Origin of the sequence: Subtercola vilae (assembly GCF_004923255.1) — a bacterium.
GTDB classification, from domain to species: Bacteria; Actinomycetota; Actinomycetes; order Actinomycetales; family Microbacteriaceae; genus Subtercola; species Subtercola vilae.
Map to the genome: position 1 here is coordinate 1 of NZ_QYRT01000050.1, position 20,274 is coordinate 20,274.

14 protein-coding genes are annotated in these 20,274 nt (G+C 68.4%); 3 read left to right on the forward strand and 11 right to left on the reverse strand.

Annotated features, from left to right (window positions below; genetic code table 11):
- Window positions 1-425: DUF4870 domain-containing protein (locus D4765_RS16980; RefSeq protein ID WP_420824546.1), on the forward strand; the 425-nt coding region annotated here is incomplete at its 5' end.
- Between the two features lie 30 nt (window positions 426-455).
- On the opposite strand, the gene hemW is transcribed toward D4765_RS16980, so the two are convergent.
- From hemW to D4765_RS17000, 4 genes are read right to left on the reverse strand one after another with little or no spacing between them, the layout of a single operon-like run.
- A complete protein-coding gene (gene hemW, locus D4765_RS16985) occupies window positions 456-1,673 on the reverse strand; it encodes a radical SAM family heme chaperone HemW (RefSeq protein ID WP_136643506.1) in 1,218 nt (405 codons plus the stop codon).
- 1 nt (window position 1,674) lies between these two features.
- A complete protein-coding gene (locus D4765_RS16990; RefSeq protein ID WP_136643507.1) occupies window positions 1,675-2,337 on the reverse strand; it encodes a DUF1990 family protein in 663 nt (220 codons plus the stop codon).
- Window positions 2,338-2,340: 3 nt separating this feature from the next.
- Window positions 2,341-4,191: a translation elongation factor 4 gene (lepA, locus tag D4765_RS16995; protein ID WP_136643508.1), complete on the reverse strand. Its 1,851-nt coding sequence runs from the start codon at window positions 4,189-4,191 to the stop codon at window positions 2,341-2,343.
- A gap of 38 nt (window positions 4,192-4,229) precedes the next feature.
- Window positions 4,230-5,399 carry a pyridoxal phosphate-dependent aminotransferase gene (locus D4765_RS17000; protein WP_136643509.1) on the reverse strand — a complete coding sequence of 390 codons (1,170 nt, stop codon included), beginning with the start codon at window positions 5,397-5,399 and terminating at the stop codon, window positions 4,230-4,232.
- 217 nt (window positions 5,400-5,616) lie between these two features.
- Between D4765_RS17000 and rpsT the strand changes: the two genes are divergently transcribed.
- The gene (gene rpsT / locus D4765_RS17005; RefSeq protein WP_136643510.1) at window positions 5,617-5,883 is read left to right on the forward strand and encodes a 30S ribosomal protein S20; all 267 of its coding nucleotides are present in this window, start codon (window positions 5,617-5,619) and stop codon (window positions 5,881-5,883) included.
- Window positions 5,884-6,089: 206 nt separating this feature from the next.
- On the opposite strand, the gene holA is transcribed toward rpsT, so the two are convergent.
- The 5 genes from holA to D4765_RS17030 form a co-directional block, all read right to left on the reverse strand.
- Window positions 6,090-7,151, reverse strand: a complete 1,062-nt coding sequence (gene holA / locus D4765_RS17010; protein WP_420824547.1) for a DNA polymerase III subunit delta — start codon at window positions 7,149-7,151, stop codon at window positions 6,090-6,092.
- A 7-nt stretch (window positions 7,152-7,158) separates the two neighbouring features.
- Window positions 7,159-9,825: a ComEC/Rec2 family competence protein gene (locus tag D4765_RS17015; RefSeq protein ID WP_136643511.1), complete on the reverse strand. Its 2,667-nt coding sequence runs from the start codon at window positions 9,823-9,825 to the stop codon at window positions 7,159-7,161.
- Entirely contained in the window at window positions 9,822-10,715 is an 894-nt protein-coding gene (locus tag D4765_RS17020; protein ID WP_237280522.1) for a ComEA family DNA-binding protein, read from the reverse strand. Before D4765_RS17020 ends, D4765_RS17015 begins: the two co-directional genes overlap by 4 nt.
- Window positions 10,716-10,934: 219 nt before the next feature.
- Window positions 10,935-13,514 (reverse strand): leucine--tRNA ligase, encoded by a 2,580-nt coding sequence (gene leuS, locus D4765_RS17025; RefSeq protein WP_136643519.1) that lies wholly within the window; start codon window positions 13,512-13,514, stop codon window positions 10,935-10,937.
- A gap of 152 nt (window positions 13,515-13,666) precedes the next feature.
- Window positions 13,667-15,139, reverse strand: a complete 1,473-nt coding sequence (locus D4765_RS17030) for an anthranilate synthase component I family protein (protein WP_136643512.1) — start codon at window positions 15,137-15,139, stop codon at window positions 13,667-13,669.
- Window positions 15,140-15,157: 18 nt separating this feature from the next.
- Here D4765_RS17030 and D4765_RS17035 point away from each other — a divergent pair, with 18 nt between their 5' ends.
- Window positions 15,158-16,360 carry an aminotransferase class IV gene (locus D4765_RS17035; protein ID WP_136643513.1) on the forward strand — a complete coding sequence of 401 codons (1,203 nt, stop codon included), beginning with the start codon at window positions 15,158-15,160 and terminating at the stop codon, window positions 16,358-16,360.
- An 18-nt stretch (window positions 16,361-16,378) separates the two neighbouring features.
- Here D4765_RS17035 and D4765_RS17040 read toward each other — a convergent pair whose 3' ends face one another.
- Window positions 16,379-18,421 (reverse strand): amino acid ABC transporter ATP-binding/permease protein, encoded by a 2,043-nt coding sequence (locus D4765_RS17040; RefSeq protein WP_136643514.1) that lies wholly within the window; start codon window positions 18,419-18,421, stop codon window positions 16,379-16,381.
- Entirely contained in the window at window positions 18,421-20,184 is a 1,764-nt protein-coding gene (gene cydD / locus D4765_RS17045; RefSeq protein ID WP_136643515.1) for a thiol reductant ABC exporter subunit CydD, read from the reverse strand. The genes D4765_RS17040 and cydD overlap by 1 nt, the downstream gene beginning before the upstream one ends.
- Window positions 20,185-20,274: the final 90 nt, after the last annotated feature.

Here is a 20,274-nt window from a genome sequence, read left to right on the forward strand (position 1 = left end):
ACCCGGCAGCCCAAGCGGCCAGAACGGCTCGCTCGCTGCCACGTCGCACCGGTGTCACAACCTCTGGCCCCGCCGGGTACGCGGTTCAGCCGCCCCTCAGCCCGAGCGACCAGCGCCTGTGGGCGACACTGATCCACGTCGGTGGCATCATCTTCGGATTCCTGCCCGCCCTGATCGGCTACCTGGTTCTGAAAGACCGGGGCGAGTTCATCCGCGACCACACCAAGACGGCGCTGAACTTTCAGATCACGCTGCTCATCGCGTATGTCATCGGCAGCATCCTGTCGATCGTCATCATCGGTGTCGTCGTGCTGATCGCCGCCGGCATCATCAGCATCATCTTCAGCATCATGGCTGCCCTCGCGGCCAACAAGGGTGAGCTCTATGTCTACCCGAAGTGGTGTGCGATCCAGTTCGTCAAGTAGCAACGTCGGCTGCGGTCGCAGCGCTCATCCTCAGGTGAGGCGCCGCACCACGGCATCGGCCAGAAGCCGCCCCCGCACGGTCAGCTCGATCGACCCGGCGAGGGCGGCTTGTGCGTTCACGAGGCCGTCGGCGATGAGCCCGGCCACCTCGCGGCGCGGTCCCGGCGCGAGTGAGGCCGTCGTGAGGGCGCCGCGGATGCGTGCGAGCAGCAGAATGCGCTCGACCTCACGCGCCTCGGCGTCGGGCGACTCCCGGCCGGCCGCCGGCGAGTGACCCGCCAGAATACGGTCGGCGTAGGCCGCGGGGTGCTTCACGTTCCACCAGCGGGTGCCGCCGACGTGGCTGTGGGCACCCGGGCCCACTCCCCACCAGTCGTGGCCCTGCCAGTACGCGAGGTTGTGGCGGGAAGGTTGGTTGCCGCGCGACCAGTTGCTCACCTCGTACCACTCGTAGCCGGCGGCAGCGAACCGGGCATCCGCCAGCTCATACATGTCGGCTTCGAGGTCGTCGTCGGGTTCGGGGTAGACGCCCGATCGAATCTGGCGGGCGAGTTTGGTGCCCTGCTCGACGATGAGTGCGTAGGCCGAGAGGTGGTCGGGGGCGATCTCAAGCGCCGCGTCGAGCGACCGGCTCCAGTCGTCGAGGCTCTCGCCCGGCGTGCCGTAGATGAGGTCGAGGCTGACCTGAAGGCCCGCGTCGCGCGCCCACTCGACCACCTGCGGTACCCGCTCGGGGTCGTGCGTGCGATCGAGGGTCTGCAGAACGTGCGGAACGGCCGACTGCATGCCGAAGCTCACCCGGGTGAACCCGGCGGCCGCGAGATCAGTGAGGTAACGGGCATCCACTGAGTCGGGGTTGGCCTCGGTGGTCACCTCGGCGCCCGGCGCGAGGCCCCAGGCCTCATCGACCGACCGCAGCATCTCGATGAGCTGGCTGCTCGGCAGCAGGGTGGGCGTGCCTCCGCCGAAGAACACGGTCGACACGGGTCGCTGCTCGACACCCGAGGCGGCCAGCACGTGCGCCGCCTGGTGTACCTCGAGCACGGCCTGGCCGGCGTAGTCGACCTGTTTTGCACCGCGAAGCTCGGTCGAGGTGTAGGTATTGAAGTCGCAGTAGCCGCAGCGAACACGGCAGAACGGAACGTGCAGGTAGACACCGAACGGGTGCCCGAGCGACTGGTCAGCCGTGCCCGCGGGCAACAGCCCGTCGAGCGGCGCCGGGTCGCCGAGCGGAAGCGCGCTGCCCACGTCAGGCCCGGGCGGGCAGCAGGGCGCGCAGGTACTGCTTCGTGGCCTTGCGCTGCTGCCAGCGTACGAGCGGCGTGCCGAGACGGTAGAGCCAGGTCGATGGCTTCGAGAAGCTCCGGATGACCACCCACACCGAGCCGTCATCGTGGCGTTCGACCATGAAGCTCTCTTCGCCCGTCTGCGGGTGCCCCGGCAGCGTTCCGTAGGCGAACCCCACCCTGTTCGTGTCGGCTGTCACCGACACCACCCGCACGGGAGCGACAAACCGCACGCCGAAGACCGACACGACGAGTTCGGCCGAAACGCCGGGGGCGACGTGCGGCGTACCGTCTTCGGTGTAGACGTGCCCCTCGTCGACCTCGCGCGGGGCGATCGGCAGGCCGGCGGCGTCGTAGACGAGGCCGACGTAGTCGGTGTCGCTCGACGTCGGCAGTTCGATGTTCTGCACGGTGATGCCGCTGCCCCGCTGGATGCCCCACGTGAGCACGGCTTCGGCCGCCGACTCGAACCGCTCGTCGCCCGAACCCAGCCGCATGCGGGCCTGGAACGGCTTGAAGCCCTTCGGCGGGTAGTACATGAGGTCATCGGCCTGGCTCGCACCGATGGCCGCGTACGTGAGCGACTGATCGATGTGGGTCGAGCGTGTGCGAATCTGCTCGCTCATCACTTACTTCTTCTCTTTGCCTTCGGTGTCGCCGCTCAGGGCAGCGATGAACGCCTCTTGGGGAACCTCGACGCGGCCCACCATCTTCATGCGCTTCTTGCCCTCTTTCTGCTTCTCCAGCAGTTTGCGCTTGCGGGTGATGTCACCGCCATAACATTTGGCGAGAACGTCTTTGCGAATAGCGCTGATCGACTCACGCGCAATGATGCGGGCGCCGATGGCGGCCTGGATGGGCACGTCGAACTGCTGGCGCGGAATGAGTTTCTTCAGCCGCTCGGTCATCAGCACGCCGTACGCGTACGCCTTGTCGCGGTGCACGATGGCACTGAACGCGTCGACCGCCTCGCCCTGCAGCAGAATGTCGACCTTCACGAGGTCGGCCTCCTGTTCGCCGATGGGCTCGTAGTCGAGGCTCGCGTACCCCTGCGTGCGGCTCTTGAGGTGGTCGAAGAAGTCGAACACGATCTCGCCGAGGGGCATGTGGTAGTGCAGTTCGACCCGATCGGTACCCACGTACTCCATGCCGTCGAGCGAGCCGCGGCGGCCCTGGCAGAGCTCCATGATGGTGCCCACGTAGTCTTTGGGCGCGAGGATCGACGCCTTCACCATGGGCTCACTGACGCTCTTGATCTTGCCACCGGGAAACTCGCTGGGGTTCGTGACGGTGACCGTCTTCTTGTCGTCGGTGGTCACCTCGTAGATCACGCTCGGAGCCGTGGCAATCAGATCGAGGTTGAACTCCCGTTCGAGCCGTTCGGTGATGATCTCGAGGTGCAGCAGGCCGAGAAAACCGCAGCGAAAACCGAAGCCCAGGGCGACGGAGGTCTCTGGCTCGTAGACGAGTGCGGCATCCGACAGCTTGAGCTTGTCGAGCGCCTCACGCAGGTTCGGGTAGTCAGAACCGTCGATGGGGTAGAGCCCCGAGAACACCATGGGCTTGGGTTCGGAGTAGCCCTTCAGCGCGACAGTTGCGGGCCGGACGAAGGTGGTGACGGTGTCGCCCACCTTGCTGAGGCGCACGTCTTTCACGCCTGTGATGAGATAGCCCACCTCGCCGACCGCAAGGCCCTTGCTGGGCGTCGGTTCGGGGCTCGAGACGCCGATTTCGAGCACCTCGTGGGTCGACTTGGTGCTCATCATCATGATCTTCTCGCGCGGCGTCAGCTTGCCGTCGATCATGCGCACGTAGGTCACCACGCCGCGGTAGGCGTCGTAGACCGAGTCGAAGATCATGGCCCGGGGCGGGGCGTCGATGTCGCCCTGCGGAGCGGGAATGGTGGCGACCACGAGGTCGAGCAGGGCTTCGACGCCCATGCCCGTCTTGCCGCTGACCCGCAGCACGTCTTCGGCGCGGCCGCCGATGAGCCCGGCGATCTCCTCGGCGTACTTGTCGGGGTCGGCCGCGGGCAGGTCGATCTTGTTGAGCACCGGAATGATCTTGAGATCGTTGTCGAGGGCCAGGTAGAGATTGGCGAGGGTCTGGGCCTCGATGCCCTGTGCGGCATCCACCAGCAGAATCGCGCCCTCGCAGGCGGCCAGCGAACGACTCACCTCGTAGGTGAAGTCGACGTGGCCGGGGGTGTCGATCATGTTGAGTGCGTAGGTCTGGCCTTCGAGGGCCCACGGCATGCGAACGGCCTGGCTCTTGATGGTGATGCCGCGTTCGCGCTCGATGTCCATGCGGTCGAGGTACTGGGCGCGCATGTCGCGGTCACTGACGACGCCGGTGATCTGCAGCATGCGGTCGGCCAGCGTCGATTTACCGTGGTCGATATGGGCGATGATGCAGAAGTTCCGGATGAACGCGGGGTCGGTCGACGCCGGCTGGAGTTCCTGTACTGCTCTGGGGCTCACGCGTTCCTCTTATGTTTCTGACAATGACTGACGTAAGTTTACGAGACTGGCGGGGCCGGCGTGACGGCCGGTGGCCGGGGCAGGCGCCGGATGCCCGTCTCGATGTCGGCCGGGTCGGCCGCCACGCACAGGCGGATCCAGCCCTCGCCCTGCCGCCCGAAGGCACTGCCCGGCGCCACGGCGACGCGCTGCTCGAGGAGAAAACGCTCAGCCCACTCGGCCACGTCGCCGTCGGTGGCGTACGACACATCCACCCACAGGTAGAAGGCACCCGACGGTTCGAGAAACGCGATACCGAGCTCGGTGAGCAGCTTCGTGGCCACCTCGAGGTTCTCTCGGTAGTGCGTCGCGGCGGCAGCCACGTGATCCTGCGGGCCAGTGATGGCGGCAACCGCAGCGAGCTGTGCGGGAGTGTTGATGCAGCTGACGATCGCTTCCTGTGCTGTGCGGAGCAGCGCGGCCATACCGGGCGGAGTCACGAGATAGCCCACCCGCGCGCCCGTCAGGGCATACGTCTTCGACAGAGAGAAGACCGAGAACACGCGGTTGTCGGTGTCGAGCGAGGCGACGCTGGTGTGCAGTGCGCCGTAGGTGAACCGCTCGTAGACCTCGTCGCTCAGAATCCAGAGGTCATGGCGCTGGGCGAAGGCGAGCAGCATCTCGATGACGGGTTTCGGGAAGATGGCTCCCAGTGGGTTCGACGGGGAGTTGATGATGATCATGCGGGTTCGGCTGGTGACGAGGCGCTCGAGTTCGTCGAGGTCGGGCAGAAAGTCGTGCGCGAGGCGCAGCGTGTAGGGAACAGGCACGGCCGAGATCATCCGGGCATTCATGGCGAACGTCGAGTAACCCGGGTCGGGCAGTAGAACCTCGTCGCCGGGGCTGAGGGTGAGGGTCATCGCCAAGAAGAGGGCATGCATGCCGCCGTTCGTGACCCAGACCTGTTCGGTGTCGACGGCGATGCCGTTCTGCGTGGCGAGCTTCGCCACGATCGCCGCGCGAAGCTCCGGAATGCCGCCGTTGGGTGTGTAGTTCGTCTCGTCGGCGTGCCAGGCGCGTTCGGCGGCCTCGAGGATGTGCGGGGCCACGGGCACGTCAGGCTCGCCGACAGCGAGAAACACCACGTCGTCGAGCGACTGCGCGAGCTCGAAGATGCGGCGGATGCCCGAAGGCGGAACGGAATCCATGTGGGCGGCGAGGCTGGGCATAGGGTTAAGGGTATTACCGCTATCGGAGTCGAGCGATCGGTCGGGTGTTTCGCGCGAGATTGTCGTTCGCGGCGACAACTGGTATTGTTTGCTGTTGGCTTCCGTAGCCGCGCCCGAGACACGTCATGTCTGCGCGGGCTGCGATCATCAATTTTCGAACAACACCGTTTCTGAACTCTAAAAGGTTCTGAACGAACTAGATACAGAGGGTATTTCAGTGGCAAACATCAAGTCTCAGATCAAGCGCATCGGCACCAACAAGAAGGCGCAAGAGCGCAACAAGGCTGTCAAGAGCGAGCTGAAGACGGCCATCCGCGCCGTCAAGTCGAGCGTTGCCGCCGGCGACCTCGAGAAGGCTGCCAGCGCGCTGCTCATCGCGGGCAAGAAGCTCGACAAGGCTGCCAGCAAGGGCGTCATCCACAAGAACCAGGCTGCGAACCGCAAGTCGTCGATCTCGAAGTCGGTTGCTGCACTCACCAAGTAGTCGGTGAGCGGGCGGTGCGGCCTTCGGGCCTGTCCGTCGGTGCATTGATGCAGAAAAGGCCCCGCCTCGGCGGGGCCTTTTCTCGTGTCTGAACTCTGTATCGTTCGGGACTCTGTAGCGTTCGGGCGCACTGTAGCGTTCGGGCGCACTGCCGCGCGGGTGCCCCGTCGCTCGGGCGCACGGCTACTCAAGCGGGAGGCCCGGCGTCAGAGTTCGCCGCGGGCCGAGATCGTGGCGATCATGCGCTCGAGCGAGTAGACCGGGTCTCGGCCGCCGCCCTTGATGTTCTCGTCGGTCTCGGCGAGCATCTGGATGCTGCGGCCGAGCCCCTCGCCCGTCCAGCCCTGCAGGTCACGCCTCGCGCGGTCGATCTGCCACGGCGCGAGGCCGAGCTGGCCCGCGAGTTGCCCTGACCCACCACGGGTACCGAGCACCTTGGCCATCGTGCGGAGTTTCATGGCGAACGCCGCCACCATCGGAACGGGGTCGGCCCCCGTGGCGAGCGCGTGCCGCAGCAGCGCGAGCGACTCACCGTACCGCCCGGCTATCGCGCTGTCGGCCACCGCGAACGCATTCGTCTCGACCCGGCCGGCGTAGTACCGCTCGACCGTCGCCTCGGTGATCTCGTCGCTCGTGTCGGCGACCAGCTGGTTGCACGCGCTCGACAGCTCGGCCAGGTCGTCGGAGAAGGCCGAGACGAGCGCGCGAACGGCGCCCGGGCTCACCCGTCGCCCGGCGGCGCGAAACTCGGCCACTGCGAAGTCGTAGCGCTCGGTGTCTTTCTTCAGCTCGGTGCAGACCACCTCGATCACATCGCCGGTCGCCGCCCGCACTGCGTCGAGCAGGCGTTTGCCTCGAACTCCCCCGCCGTGGCGGAGCACGACGTAAGTGTCGTCAGCGGGGTAGGCGAGGTAGTCGATGGCTTCGAGAATGAAATTGTCGGTGCACTTCTCGACTGAGGTGACCCTGATCATGCGCGGCTCGCCGAAGAGCGACGGGCTTGCCATGGTGAGCAGTTCGCCGGGCGCATAGCTCGCGGCGTCGATGTCGGTGACTTCGAGGCTCGGGTCTTCGAGCTTCAAGAGGTCGCGCAGTTGCCGGATGGCCCGGTCGGCCAGAAACGACTCGGTTCCTGACACGAGAACCACCGCTGCCGGGCGAATCTGCTCCCACGTGAGTTGCGGAATCACGGGCGCCGGAGACTTGCCCGACGTCTTGCCTGCCGCGCTCTTGACGGCCCCCGAACGAGACCCTCGCACTGCTGCCACGTTCACCTCACTTCTTCTTCTCAACCCTAGCCTGACCGTCTGACCACACCACGATGCCGTCGGGCGACGGCGCCAGAACGATCATGCCGAGCAGGTCGGTGCGATACGCCTCTGTGTGCGCTCGCGCGAGAATCGACAGCAGCCTGTCGGTCGGATGCCCGTACCGATTGTTCATGCCCACCGAGATCAGCCCCACCTTTGCCGTGATGGCCTGGTAGAAGTCTTCGCTCTGGTCGGCTGATCCATGGTGCGCAACTTTTACAACATCTTCTCCTTCGAGCTGGTTTGCTGACATCACCATGCGCTGCGCGTCTTCGCCCAGGTCGCCGAGAAACAGCGACCTGATCGAGCCCGTGAACTGCACTGTCACGCTCGCGTCGTTGCCCCGCAGCGCGGTGCCCTGCTGGGGCCACAGAACGTTCCACGCCAGGCCGCCCAGAACACCGGTGTCGCCCTGGCGAGCTTGCCGAACATCCGCGCCCGCCGCCGTGAGCCTGCCTGCCATTGCGGCGTCACGGCTGTCTTCGGGTGGGCCCATGAGCACGATTCCCACGTGCCCGAGCACAGCATCGAGGCCGCCCACATGGTCGAGGTCGTAATGCGTGAGCACGAGCAGATCGATCGACTGGATGCCCAGCCGATGCAGGCACACGGTGAGCAGCGCCGGGTCGGGGCCCACGTCGATCAGCGCGTACGTGTCTTGGTCGTGTACGACGACGGCATCACCCTGTCCAATGTCGCAGGCGGCGATCTGCCAGTTCGCCGGCCAGGCCACGCCGCCGGTGACGGTGGTGCCGACAGCGGTGCCAACGTACAGTGCGACCGCAGTGGCCAGCAGGGCAGCGGCTGCCAGCCGAACACCACGGCGCGTGATGGGCACCCGCCGTCGCGGCGGTCGCGGTAGTGGTCGTGGTCGTCGAAACGGGGAGCCGTTTCGCATCGCTCCCGCGTTCGCCGGCAAGAATGTCGCGGTCGCGCGAGGGTTCGGCGCCGCGCGAAGGTTCGCGGCCGTCGGTGTAGACGCGCTCGCCCCGAGGCGAATGCCCGACAGTGGTGGCCCGAGGAACAGCGCCACGAGGGCAGCGGCGGTGACGAGCACGACGAGTGCGGCGCCCTGCCAGCCGCCCAGCCACGGGATGCTCGCGCCCGGGAGGTTCGCGAAGAAGGTGGCGACACCGGCGATCCACGAGGCGGGTACCCAGGTGAGCCATGCACCGGCGACACCGACCGCCGGCACGAGGCCGGAGAGCGCGGCACCGAAGACACACGACACGAGCCCGACGACGGTTGCCACGGGGGCTGCGGGCTCAGCAAGAAGGTTGGCTACGACGCTGTACGTGGAGATCGTCGGTGAGAGCAGCACCAGCACGGGCTGGCAGGCGATCTGCGCGGCTGTGGGCACCGCGATGACGAGGGCGAGTGTGCTCGGCAGCCAGCACGCGAGCAGTGCCTGCAGGGGGCGGGTGAGCACCAGCAGTCCGCCCGTGGCGAGAACCGACAGGGCGAGACCGTAGTTGCGGGAGAACCATGGGTCTACCGACAGCAGAACGATGGTGGCGAGCCCGAGTGCGGGCAGGCCCTTCGGCTGGCGCCCGGAGGCCAGTGTGATGAGCACGATGAGCGCCATCACTGCTGCACGCAGCACGCTCGACGATGGGGTGACGAGTACCACGAAGGCGCCCATCACGGCGAGCGAGAGGCCAGTGCGCCATCGGCGTGACAGGCCGACGCCGCCGCCGAGAAGCATGATGGCCTCGACCACGATGGCGCAGTTGGCACCCGAGACGGCGGTGAGGTGGCTCAGGCCACTGGTGATCATGGCGGAGTTCAGCTCGTCGCTGACCAGGGTGACGTCTCCGATGGCGAGGCCCGGTACGAGTTGGGCCCCGTCGCCGGGCAGTGCGCGGGCGCTGTCGCGAAACGTCGCTCGCAGGTGATTGGCCCAGTCGAGCATCCACGGGGCCGACGACACCAGCGTCGGAGTGCCGTCGGCGAAGAACAAGTCGACCACGCTCTCGCTGGGATCGGTGGGATGCAGGGTTCCTGTGATGCGCAACCGCGTGCCGATGTCGAGCAGCGAATCGGCTGCGCTGCCGGGTGCTGAGCCGCCGACTGCCGGGGCGCTGAGGAAGACGAGCACCGGCATGCGCAGGCCTGAGAGGGTGGGGTGGGAAGGGCCGGCGCTGACCTCGTCGACCGTTGCCGTGAAGCGTTTGGAGGACTGCGGGCCGGCGAAGCCCTGCGCCTCTGACTCGACCGCCGCGGTGCCGACGGTGAGGGTGACGGTCACCGTGTGGCCGGCGAGTGAGGCGACATCGTCGGGGCTGCGCGCTGAGACCTGGGCTCCTACACAAGCGCACGCCAGCGCGGCTGCCGCGCACACGGCGGCGCCCATTCCGGCCGCCCGCAACAGTCTTCGTCGCGCGCGAAACCGGGAGTGCATGCCGAATCCGCCGAACACGACGAACGCCAGCAGGGTGAGCGCGAACCCGAACAGCGTGACCGCGATCAGCGGCGCCCACGCACCGAGCCAGTGCGGTGACAACCCCACCAGCACACCGGCCGTGAGCCAGCAACTCGCCGCGGGCAGGATCAGCCGAAGGTCGATCGGCGAACGGGGCGGCGGGGCATGTGCTTCACCGACCGCCAGGCCGGGAAGCACTCTCGCGGTCATACCGTCACCAACGGTTTCAGTGTGTCGAACGTCTTGTCGCCGATTCCAGAGACGTTCTTGAGGTCTTCGATCTGGGTGAACTGGCCGTTGGCGGTTCGCCAGGCGAGGATGCGCTGGGCGAGCGCCGGCCCGACGTGCGGCAGCGTCTCAAGGGCGACTTCGTCGGCCGTGTTGAGGTTGACGGGCGCGCTCGGCACCGCGACACCCCCGCCTGAACCACTACCACTCCCCCCGCTGCCGCTGCCGGACGAGGATGCGCCACCTCCGGCACCCGCCACGCCCGCGCCACCGCCACCCGCGGGGGCGCCCTGCTCCGGCACCACGATCTGCTCGCCATCGTTGATCACGCGCGCGAGGTTCAGGGTCGTCTGGTTCGCCGCACTGCTGAACCCGCCGGCCGCCGCGACGGCGTCGACCAGACGGTCACCCCGATGGAGCTCGTACAGCCCCGCATGGGCCACCGCGCCGACCACGTGCACGAGGATGATCGCGCCCCCCGGAGTGCTCGGAGCGCTCGAAGCACCCGCAGTAGTCGAGGTACCCGGAGTGCCCCCAGTGCCCGGAATCACCAACGGAGTCGGCGAAGGGCTGGTGCTCGCGGCCGAGGAACTACCGGCGGCACGCGCGGAATTGGATACCCCGCCACCCGCGGTCGGCAACGCCACCGTCTCGGTTCGGCCGTGGGGCGCGAAGATCGAGAAGAGCACCGAACACACGAGTGCCAGCAGCACCAGGACGACTGCCGCGGCGATGCCCACCCGCACCCGCGTACGAGGCTGCGGCGGCGGAGCGCCATGCGCAGGCGGCCCCGCGTGAACGGTCGCTGTCGTCGACGGCGGGGAAAGCGCGGCCGAGGGCTGAGCTGGGTGGTCGAGTGGGGTGTGGGGCACGTTTCGACGCTACGTTCGGCGTGCACCGGGCCCGAGACGCAGCGAGCAGACGGTGGAGAACACGCACGAACAGCGCGGTGTGCAGGAGTGGAACCGCCGGCGGGCAACGACGGCACTCCGAGCTGGCAGGGACGAGCATCCACTCGCCCTGCCAGCTACGCGCGGACCTGCCGCGATCGCGCAGAGCTCAGCTCAGAAGCGACCCGCCCAGCCGAATCACTAGCCGCGCGCCTTCGTGGCGATGTTCACGATCTTCGGAGCACGCACGATGACGTTCACGACTTCGCGGTCGCCGAGCAACCGCACGACGGCCTCGGAGGCCCGAGCGAGTGCTTCGAGGTCGCCCGACGAGATCTTGGGCGACACCTCGAGCCGCGCGCGAACCTTGCCGTCGACCTGCACGACGGCTGTGACCGACTCCTCGGTGAGGAGCGCGGGGTCGGCACCGCGCCAGTTGTAGGCCGAGATCGTCGCCGGGTAACCGAGGCGCTGCCACATGTCTTCTGCTGTATAGGGCGCGAAGAGCGAGAGGCCGAGCGCGATGGTCTCGACGGCCTCGCGAACGGCGGGGTCGCCACCGCCGGGGCCGCTGTCGATGGCTTTGCGGGCGGCGTTGACGAGCACCATGATGCGAGCCACGACCACGTTGAACTTGAACGCCTCGACGAGCCCCGGGGCCTCGGCGAGGAACCGGTGCGTCACGCGGCGCAGCGACACGTCGCCCTCCCGCCAGTTGACCTCGGGCGCGCTGGTGACGTCGCCGGAGAGGCGCCAGGCCCGCGCCAGGAACTTCGCCGAGGCAGCCGGTGACACGTCGGCCCAGTCGATGTCGTCTTCGGGCGGCCCGGCGAACGCCATGGTGAGGCGAATGGCGTCGACGCCGTGCTCGTCGAGCTGGTCGGAGAGGCGAACGAGGTTGCCCTTCGATTTCGACATGGCCGAGCCATCCATCAGCACCATGCCCTGGTTCAGCAGAGCGCTGAAGGGCTCGGTGAACGACACGTAGCCGAGGTCGAACAGCACCTTCGTGATGAACCGGGCGTACAGCAGGTGCAGGATCGCGTGAGTGACACCGCCCACGTACTGGTCGACGGGAGCCCACTTGTCGACGTCGCGCGGGTCGAACGCCTGCGTGTCGTCGTTGGGGGCGAGGAAGCGCAGGAAGTACCACGAGCTGTCGACGAAGGTGTCCATCGTGTCAGCGTCACGGAGGGCGGGCGAGCCGTCGCGCGGGTCGGGCACGTTCACCCAGTCTTCGGCCGCACCGAGGGGCGAGGTGCCCTTCGGCTGCAGGTTCAACCCTTCGGTGGGCGGCAGCAGCACGGGCAGCTGGTCTTCAGGAACCGGGATCTCGACGCCGTCGGCGCCGTGGATGATCGGGATCGGTGTTCCCCAGTACCGCTGGCGTGAGATCAGCCAGTCTCTCAGGCGGTAGTTCTTGGCAGCACGGCCCGTTCCCGCGGCCTCGAGCTGCTCGATGACGCGCGTGATGGCCTTGCCCTTGCTCAACCCGTCGAGCGGGCCCGAGTTGATGAGCCGACCATCGCCGGTGAGCGCCTTACCGGTGGATGCCGGGTCAAGCGGAGGCAGGTCATCCGGAATCTCACCGTCGACGAACACCGGAATGGCGCCCGTGACCGGCTGGTTCGTGTCGAGCACCACGCGCACGGGCAGGCCGAACGCGCGGGCGAAGTCGAGGTCGCGCTGGTCGTGCGCGGGCACGGCCATGACCGCGCCGGTGCCGTAGTCGGCGAGCACGTAGTCGGCCGCCCAGACGGGCAGGCGTTCGCCGCTGACCGGGTTGACGGCGTAGCGCTCGAGAAAGACACCGGTCTTCGGGCGGTCGGTGGCCTGGCGCTCGAGCTCGGTGCTCTTCTGCACCTCGGTGAGGTATTCGGTGAAGGCGGCGCGGGCCTCGTCTGACACCGACGGGTCGGCGACGAGCTCTGCGGCCAGCTCGGATTCGGGCGCGATGACCATGAACGTGGCGCCGTAGAGCGTGTCGGGGCGGGTGGTGAAGACCGTGACGGGCTTGTCGCGGCCCTCGATGACGAAGTCGACGTCGGCGCCGATGGAGCGGCCGATCCAGTTGCGCTGCATGCTGATGACCTTCGCGGGCCACGAGCCTTCGAGCTGCTTGAGGTCGTCGAGCAGGCGGTCGGCGTAGTCGGTGATCTTGAAGTACCACTGCGTGAGCTTCTTCTTCACCACGATGGCGCCGCTGCGCTCAGATGTGCCGTCGGGTAGAACCTGCTCGTTGGCGAGCACGGTCTGGTCTACCGGATCCCAGTTGACCCAGCTCGACTTGCGGTAGGCCAGGCCCTTCTCGTAGAGCTTCAGGAACAACCACTGGTTCCACTTGTAGTACTCGGGGTCGCTGGTGTGCAGCTCTCGGCTCCAGTCGAACGAGCCGGCGTAGCGGCGAAAACTCGCCTTCTGCTGGTCGATGTTCGCATACGTCCACTCGCGCGGGTCGATCTGGCGCTTGATGGCGGCGTTCTCGGCGGGCAGGCCGAACGAGTCCCAGCCGATGGGGTGCAGAACGTTGAAGCCCTGGTGGCGCCAGTAACGCGAGATGACGTCGCCGAGCGCGTACGCCTCGGCGTGGCCCATGTGCAGGTCGCCCGAGGGGTACGGGAACATGTCGAGAACGTATTTGCGCGGGCGTTTGTCGCCCTCGATGTCGGTGCGGAAGGGCTGCATCTCATCCCACACGGGTAGCCACTTGTTCTGAATCGCCTCGAAGTTGTACCGGCTGGCGTCGTCTTCGGCGCCGCGCACGTCGGGCTCGCGTTCGATTGTCACGTAGATCTCAATTCGTAGGAATGTGTGCCGGGCCGTCTTCGCCGGAATGTGCCCTCGTCAGACCCACTCAGGTCTCGCCCGGCCGCTCGGATGCCCACGGCGACACACCCCAGGGGCAGTGCCATGAACTCCAACACCCAAGAGTACTAAACGATGCCCGCCACACCCAGCGCACGCAGCAAGGGTGCAGCTTTCACCTCGATCTCGTCGAACTCCTCCTCGGGTACCGACAGCGCCGTGATACCGCCCCCGGTTCCGATGCTGGCGCCCTCCGGCGAGAGCACGATGCTCCGGATGCTCATCGCCAGGTCGACCGCGCCGTCGAACCCGAAGGAGCCGAACGCCCCGGCGTAGATGCCACGCGGGCCCGCTTCGAGCCCCGCGAGCAGGTTCATCGCGCTGATCTTCGGGGCGCCCGTCATCGATCCGGCCGGAAACGCGGCCTCGACGGCATCGACCGCACTCAGCCCGGGCGCCAGCTGCGCTTCGACCGTACTGACGAGCTGGTGCACGCTGCGGTAGCTCTCGACGTCGAACAGCCGCGGCACGCTGACGCTGCCCGTCACAGCGACGCGGCCGAGGTCGTTGCGCATGAGGTCGACGATCATCACGTTCTCTGCGCGCTCCTTCACACTGGCCAGCAGCTCGTCGCGCAGGGCGTCGTCGTCGGGGGCGGGCAGCCCGGCTCCGTTCGCATCGACGCCGCGCGGGCGGGTGCCTTTGATCGGTTTCGTCGTGATCGCGCCGGCAGGCGTGATGCGCAGAAACTGTTCGGGCGACGAGCTCAGCAGCGACACGTCGTCGAAACGCAGAAAACCGCCGTGATGGGTCGCATTGACAGCCCTCAGCGCCCTATACGTTGCAAACGGCTCCGGATGCACGGCTACCGTGATTTCGTTCGTCAGGCACAGCTGGTAGGCCGACCCGGCGGAGATCAACGCCTGGCAGCTCCTCACGAGCTCGATGTACTCGGCGCGCTGGTGCCGCCAGAGCACGGTTGACGCGGCCACGGCGTCTGGCGCCGGGGCGCTGGCGGGCACAGCAGCCACAGCGGGCTCCCCCGCCGCCCCACCCTCGGCGAGCGCCGCCACCCGCTGCGCCGTAACGTCGGCCCACTCCTCGGTATCGCCTGCCTTCACACCGTCGCCACCCCCCGCGACGAACATCAGCGTCACGGTGTGCAACTCATGGTCGAAGGCGATCGCGCGGTCGATGCGCATGAAACGGGCATCCGGAAACCGCGACATGCTGCGCTTCGTGCCGAGCGCCACCGCTCCGACTTCGTAGCCGAGCCAGCCCACCCAGCCCAGCCGGAACGCGCCCGGCGCGGCCTCGCCGCCCTCGAGCGTCGGGGCGCCGACCTCGTCGCGGAGAAACTCGAAGACGCTCGCTGCCGGTATGTCACGTACGGCCTCAGCCGTCGCCGGGGCGCCCATGTAGCTCATTGTTCCCGCCGGGCCACCGTCTGGACGAGGCCCATCTGCGGCACTGCTGCTGTTGCTGCTGCTGCTGCTGCTGTCGAGCCAGAACGCCACCGGCTCGCTCGCGTACAGCGCGGCGAAGACAGTTTGCGGGTCGACCCAGCGCTCGAGCGTACGGCAGACGATTCGGCGGAGCACTGTAATAGCGTAGAGCGCATGCCCCTTCCGGTTGAGCCCGACCCCCAGCGCCGCTTCGTGTACCGGGGCGGCGCGTTCGTCGCGGCCGAGGCTCCGGATGCGCGCCGCCCGCGCTTGCTCGCCGCCGATTCGTGGCTCGTCGACGACGGCCGCGTGCGCGCGATCGACCTTCACCGAACCCGCTTCATCGCCGCCGCGCTCGACAGCGGATTCAGCAACGAGCCCCTGCTCGCTGCGTTCTGGCAGACCGCGCTGGAGGCAATCCCGCCCATCCACCGTTGGTTTCCACGCGTCGAGCTGTACGCCGTTGCTTCCTCGGTCTCGTCAGAGACACCGCTCGCCGGTGCCGGTGCAGGGGCCGGTGCCGGTGCCATCGACGTTGGGATCGACGTTCCCCTCGACGTTGTGATCGACGTTCCCCTCGACGCACGCCTCCGGCCCGGCGAGCGCTTCGAGCTCTCGCTGCTGATGCGGATCGCGCCGGAACCCCGGGCGACAGCAGTGCTGGCCACTCACGGCGGCGCCGACCCGCGGAGCATCCCGAACCGTAAAGGCCCCGACCTCGACACCCTCACCGCCCTGCGTGCAGTCGCCCGCACCGACGGCACCGACGATCTCGTCATCCTGTCGCCACGCCGGAAGCCCGGCTCGTCTCTGCCCGCCCCCGAGCCGCTCGCCGCCCGCGGCCTCCCCGCAGCCGCACCAGCAGCCGTACCCGTACCCGCGCCCGCCGGATTGGCATCGTGGAGTCAAAATCCGCCCCAAAACCCGGCGGCAAGGGCGCATTTCGACTCCACGATGACCTGCCGCGGCGCGCCGGAAGACGGCGAGGGCGATGAGGGTGACGAGCTGGGCGATGCGGGTGGTGAGCTGGGCGATGGCGCGATCGTCGAGGGCACCACGACGGCGCTGCTGTGGTGGCGGGGCGAGACGCTGCACGCGCCCGCGCCTGAGCTCGTGCGGGTCGACAGCGTGACCGCACGGTCGCTCGCGGTGCTGGCGCGGGCGCTCGGCGTGCAGGTCGTCGAAGAACACGCCACCCCGGCCGATCTGGCCGGCGCAGAGCTCTGGGCCGTGAACGCGCTCTACGGCATCCGCCTCGTCACCGAATGGCGGGGCGGGCCCACCCTCGACGTCTCCCCCGCGGCCAGCGCCCACGCTGCCCTCTGGCACCGGCGCCTCACATCCTTGGCGCGCCCGCTCCCTGTTCCCGCCCCCTGAACCGTCTCCGCCCGCGTTCTACCAGCCGACGGTGCCGAGCCGCAGGCGCTGCGTGACGAGGGCGGCCGGCACGTCAGTGTGGGAGATGAGGATCACGGTGCGTTCCGGCCCCGCCGCCTCGAGCAGGTCGACGAGCAGCCGCTCGACCCGGTCGGGGTCGACGTTCGCGGTCGGCTCGTCGAAGATGACGACGGGGAAGTCGGCGAGCAGCATTCGCGCGAGAGCGATGCGCTGGGCCTGGCCGCCCGACACCAGCGATCCGCGTTCGCCCAGCCGAGCATCCAGCCCGCCCCGCTCGAGCGCCCAGTCGAGCAGGGCCACGCGGTCGAGCACCGCGAGCAGATCGTCGTCAGACGCCGTCTCGCGCGCGAACAGAAGGTTCTGCCGCAGGTTCGCGTCGAAGATATAAGGGTTCTGTTCGCACAATCCGATCATCGAGCGCACCTGCGCGGGCGCCAGCGTGCGAGCTTCGACGCCGCCGATCGTGAAACTGCCGCTGTACTCGAGAAACCGCACAAGCACGTGGGCGAGTGTGGTCTTGCCCGAACCGCTGGGCCCCTCGACCAGCAGTCGTGCTCCGCTCGGGATGCTCAGCTCGAGCCCGCGCAATGCCGGCTGCCCGGGCCGGAGTTGCCCGGTCGCCCGTGCGGGCCAGCTCGCGCCGAGCCCCCGCAGCTCGATGGCCGGTGCCCGCCGCGCCTCCACCCTCTGCAGTAACGGTTCGTCCCGCGCCCGCGCCCCCGTCCGCGCCTCTGCCTCCGCAAACTCCGCCGCACCCCCTCTGCCCACACCCACGCCCACACCACCCAAGCCCACGTCAATTCCACTCGGCGAAGTTTGCGGGTGTGGACCGGCCGTACCCACAAACTTCGCCGACCCGATTTCGTGGTGGCGCGCGGCGGAGGTGGGAGCTGCGGCGGAAGCGGGGACGGGATCGGGGATCGGGACGGGCACGGGGATGGGAGCGGGGATCGGGACGGGCACGTGGATGGAAGCGGGGACGGAAGCGATGAGCGTGTCGACGCGGGGCTCGGCGGGGATCTCGGGCGGGAGGGTGTCGGGAACAGCGGAAGCGACACGGGTGGCGCTCGCGCGAACCTGACGCCAGGCACCGGCCGCGAGGGGCACGGCACCGAAGATCTCGAAGACGGCCATGGGCACGAGCACGATGACCGCGAGCGCGGGGCCGGAGATGCCTATCGAAAGCACCCCGGTGCCAGCGGTCGCCCGGGCACCGGCAGCAGACGCAGCAGCCACCCCCGCTGCGAACGCGGGGATGCCGAACCACAGCGCGGCGGCGGTCGCGAGCCCTGACAGCAACGACACGGCGGCAGCGGTCGCCCCGGCGCCGGCGGCGCGAGCAAGGGTCGAACGGGTGAGGCGCGACTCGGTGCGGGCGAGGTCGGCGAGCCGGGCATCCAGCGCATCGAAAGCGGTCAGCACGTCGAGCCCGACCACGAAATCGAGGGTCTGATCGGCGAAGTCCGCGCGCTGGGGGGCCAGGTCGCGGTCGGCGCGGGCCGAGAGGCGGAGGTTGACGAGGGTTCCGAGCAGCATGGCGAGGGCCAGCGCCACGGCGAGGGCGATGCCGGCGGACGGCAGGATGATCCACACGACGATGACGGATGCCACCGCCACGACGACCGCGGTCACGAGCGGCTGAACTACGCGCAGCGGCAGGTTCTGCAGCTCGTCGACGTCGCCCACGAGTCGGGAGAGCAGGTCGCCGCGCCGGGTCTGAGCGAGGCCGTCAGGGGCGAGCGGGATGAGGCGGCGGAAGATTCCGACCCGCAGTTCGGCCAGCCCGCGGAACGCCGCGCTGTGGCTCAGCAGCCGGTCGAGGTAGCGGAACGTGGCGCGCCCGAGCGCGAACGCCCGCACCCCCACGATGGCGATCGAGAGGTACAGGATGGGCGGCTGGTCTGCGGCACGGGTGATGAGGTAGGCCGAGGTGGCGAGGAGCGCCACGGCCGAGACCGTGCCCAGCACACCGACGATGAGGCCGGGAGCGAACAGCCGCCAGCGCGGTTGGGCCAGGCGAAGCACGTCAGCGGTTCGCATCAGCGCACCGCGATTCTGCGGGTGCCGGTGGGGGTGCCGGGAGCCGCTGCGGGAGTGACAGTGCGGGCGGCGATTGGCGCCCCAACGCGCACGACGTGAGCAGCCGCCGCCCGAAAAGCCTCCCGGTGCGACACCACGACCACGACCATCCCGTCGGCCACCAGCTGCCCGAGCCCGGCGATGAGCCGTGCCTCGGTTTCGCGGTCGAGCGCCGAGCTGGGCTCGTCGAGCACGAGTACGCGGCAGCCACGTTCGAGGGCGCGGTAGATGGCGCGCGCCACGGCAACGCGCTGGGCCTGGCCGCCCGACAGGCCGGCGCCGTTGACTCCGAGCCGGTTCGAAGGGGCGAGAGCGGGGTCGGGGGCGTCGGCTGCCGCGAGCGCCAGTGCGCGGGTGACGAGGGCGGGCGACGGATGCTCGCTGCCGAGCGTCACGTTCTCCCCGACGGTCGCGGCCATGAGCCCTGGCACTTGCCCGGCCCATGCCACGTCGGCTCGGCCGAGTGGTCGTGCGGTGAGGCCCATGGATGCCTTGCGTTCGGATGAATCACCGCTACCTACTAGTTCGATCGACCCGCCGAAGGGCACGAACCCGAGCATCGCTGCCACGATCGACGACTTCCCGGCCCCGCTCGGCCCGACGATCACGCTGAGCTGCCCTGCGGCGAACTCGGCGGAGAACCGGCGTACGGCTGCTGTGTCGGCGTACATCACGGTGAGGTCGTTGACCACCAGCCGACCGTCGGCACGGCTGCCGGTCGGCGAACCTGCCGTGCCATCAGCATCGCGAGCACCTTCAGCAACAGCGACACCAGCACCCGCACCCGCCAGCATCGCGAACACCTCCTCGGTCGCCTCGACCCCGTCGGCGGCCGCGTGGAACTGAGCCCCGACCTGCCGCAGTGGCAGGAACGCCTCGGGCGCGAGCAACAACACGAACAACCCAACGCCGAGCCCGAGGTCACCGCTCACCAGTCGTAACCCGACCGACACCGCGACGAGGGCGACCGACAGGCTCGCTGCCAGTTCGAGCGCGAATCCGCTCAGAAACGACAGGCGCAGCACCTTCATGGTGCTGGCACGGTACTCCTCGGTCACCGAGCGGATGCGCGTGACCTGCCGGTCGGCCCGCCCGAACACCTTCAGCGTCGACAGCCCCTCGACCACGTCGAGAAACCCGCTCGACAGGCGGCCGAGCTTCAGCCATTGCTCCTTCTGCGCGGTCTGCGTCGCCCAGCCGATGAGAATCATGAACACCGGAATCAGGGGCAGCGTGAGCAGAACCGTGATTCCGCTGGCGAAGTCGAACAGAAACAGCACGGCGACGAGAATCGGGGTGGCGAGAGCGGTCAGGATGAGCTGGGGAAGGTATCTCGCGAAGTACACATCCAGGGCATCCAGACCCGTCGTCAGGGTGGTGGTCACGGCGGCACTGCTGCGCGTCGACAGCCACGACGGGCCGAGCCGCGGCAACGCCCGCAGCACCTGCTGGCGCAGCTGGCTCTTCGCGATGGTGGCGCCGCGGGCGGAGTTCCACTCCATCATCCACACGAGCACCGAGCGCAGCAGCACCACGGCAACGAGCGCGACGAGCCGCCAGCCGAACGGCGTCGCTCCGTGCAGCGCGTCGACGACGCTCGAACTCACGAGCCACGCGAACGCGACGATGCACGCCGTCTGCGCCAGCCCGAGCACGGCGCCGAACCCGAAGAACGCCCGGGCGGCACCGGCGTAGCGCAGCAGCCGCGGATCGACGGGTTTCATCGGTCAGCACCCGCATCAGCACCCGCCGCGTCGCCCGCCGCCCCAGCCACGGCCCCGTGCCCACCTTCGGGCAGAGGCCCGTGCCCACCC

What these genes read in the sequence shown, in the direction of transcription:
- D4765_RS16990 (WP_136643507.1), bottom strand. Translation starts at nt 2,337, where the DNA reads ATGAGCGAGCAGATTCGCACACGCTCGACCCACATCGATCAGTCGCTC.
- D4765_RS17000 (WP_136643509.1), bottom strand. Translation starts at nt 5,399, where the DNA reads ATGCCCAGCCTCGCCGCCCACATGGATTCCGTTCCGCCTTCGGGCATC.
- D4765_RS17015 (WP_136643511.1), bottom strand. Translation starts at nt 9,825, where the DNA reads ATGACCGCGAGAGTGCTTCCCGGCCTGGCGGTCGGTGAAGCACATGCC.
- D4765_RS17035 (WP_136643513.1), top strand. Translation starts at nt 15,158, where the DNA reads ATGCCCCTTCCGGTTGAGCCCGACCCCCAGCGCCGCTTCGTGTACCGG.
- D4765_RS17040 (WP_136643514.1), bottom strand. Translation starts at nt 18,421, where the DNA reads ATGCGAACCGCTGACGTGCTTCGCCTGGCCCAACCGCGCTGGCGGCTG.
- cydD (WP_136643515.1), bottom strand. Translation starts at nt 20,184, where the DNA reads ATGAAACCCGTCGATCCGCGGCTGCTGCGCTACGCCGGTGCCGCCCGG.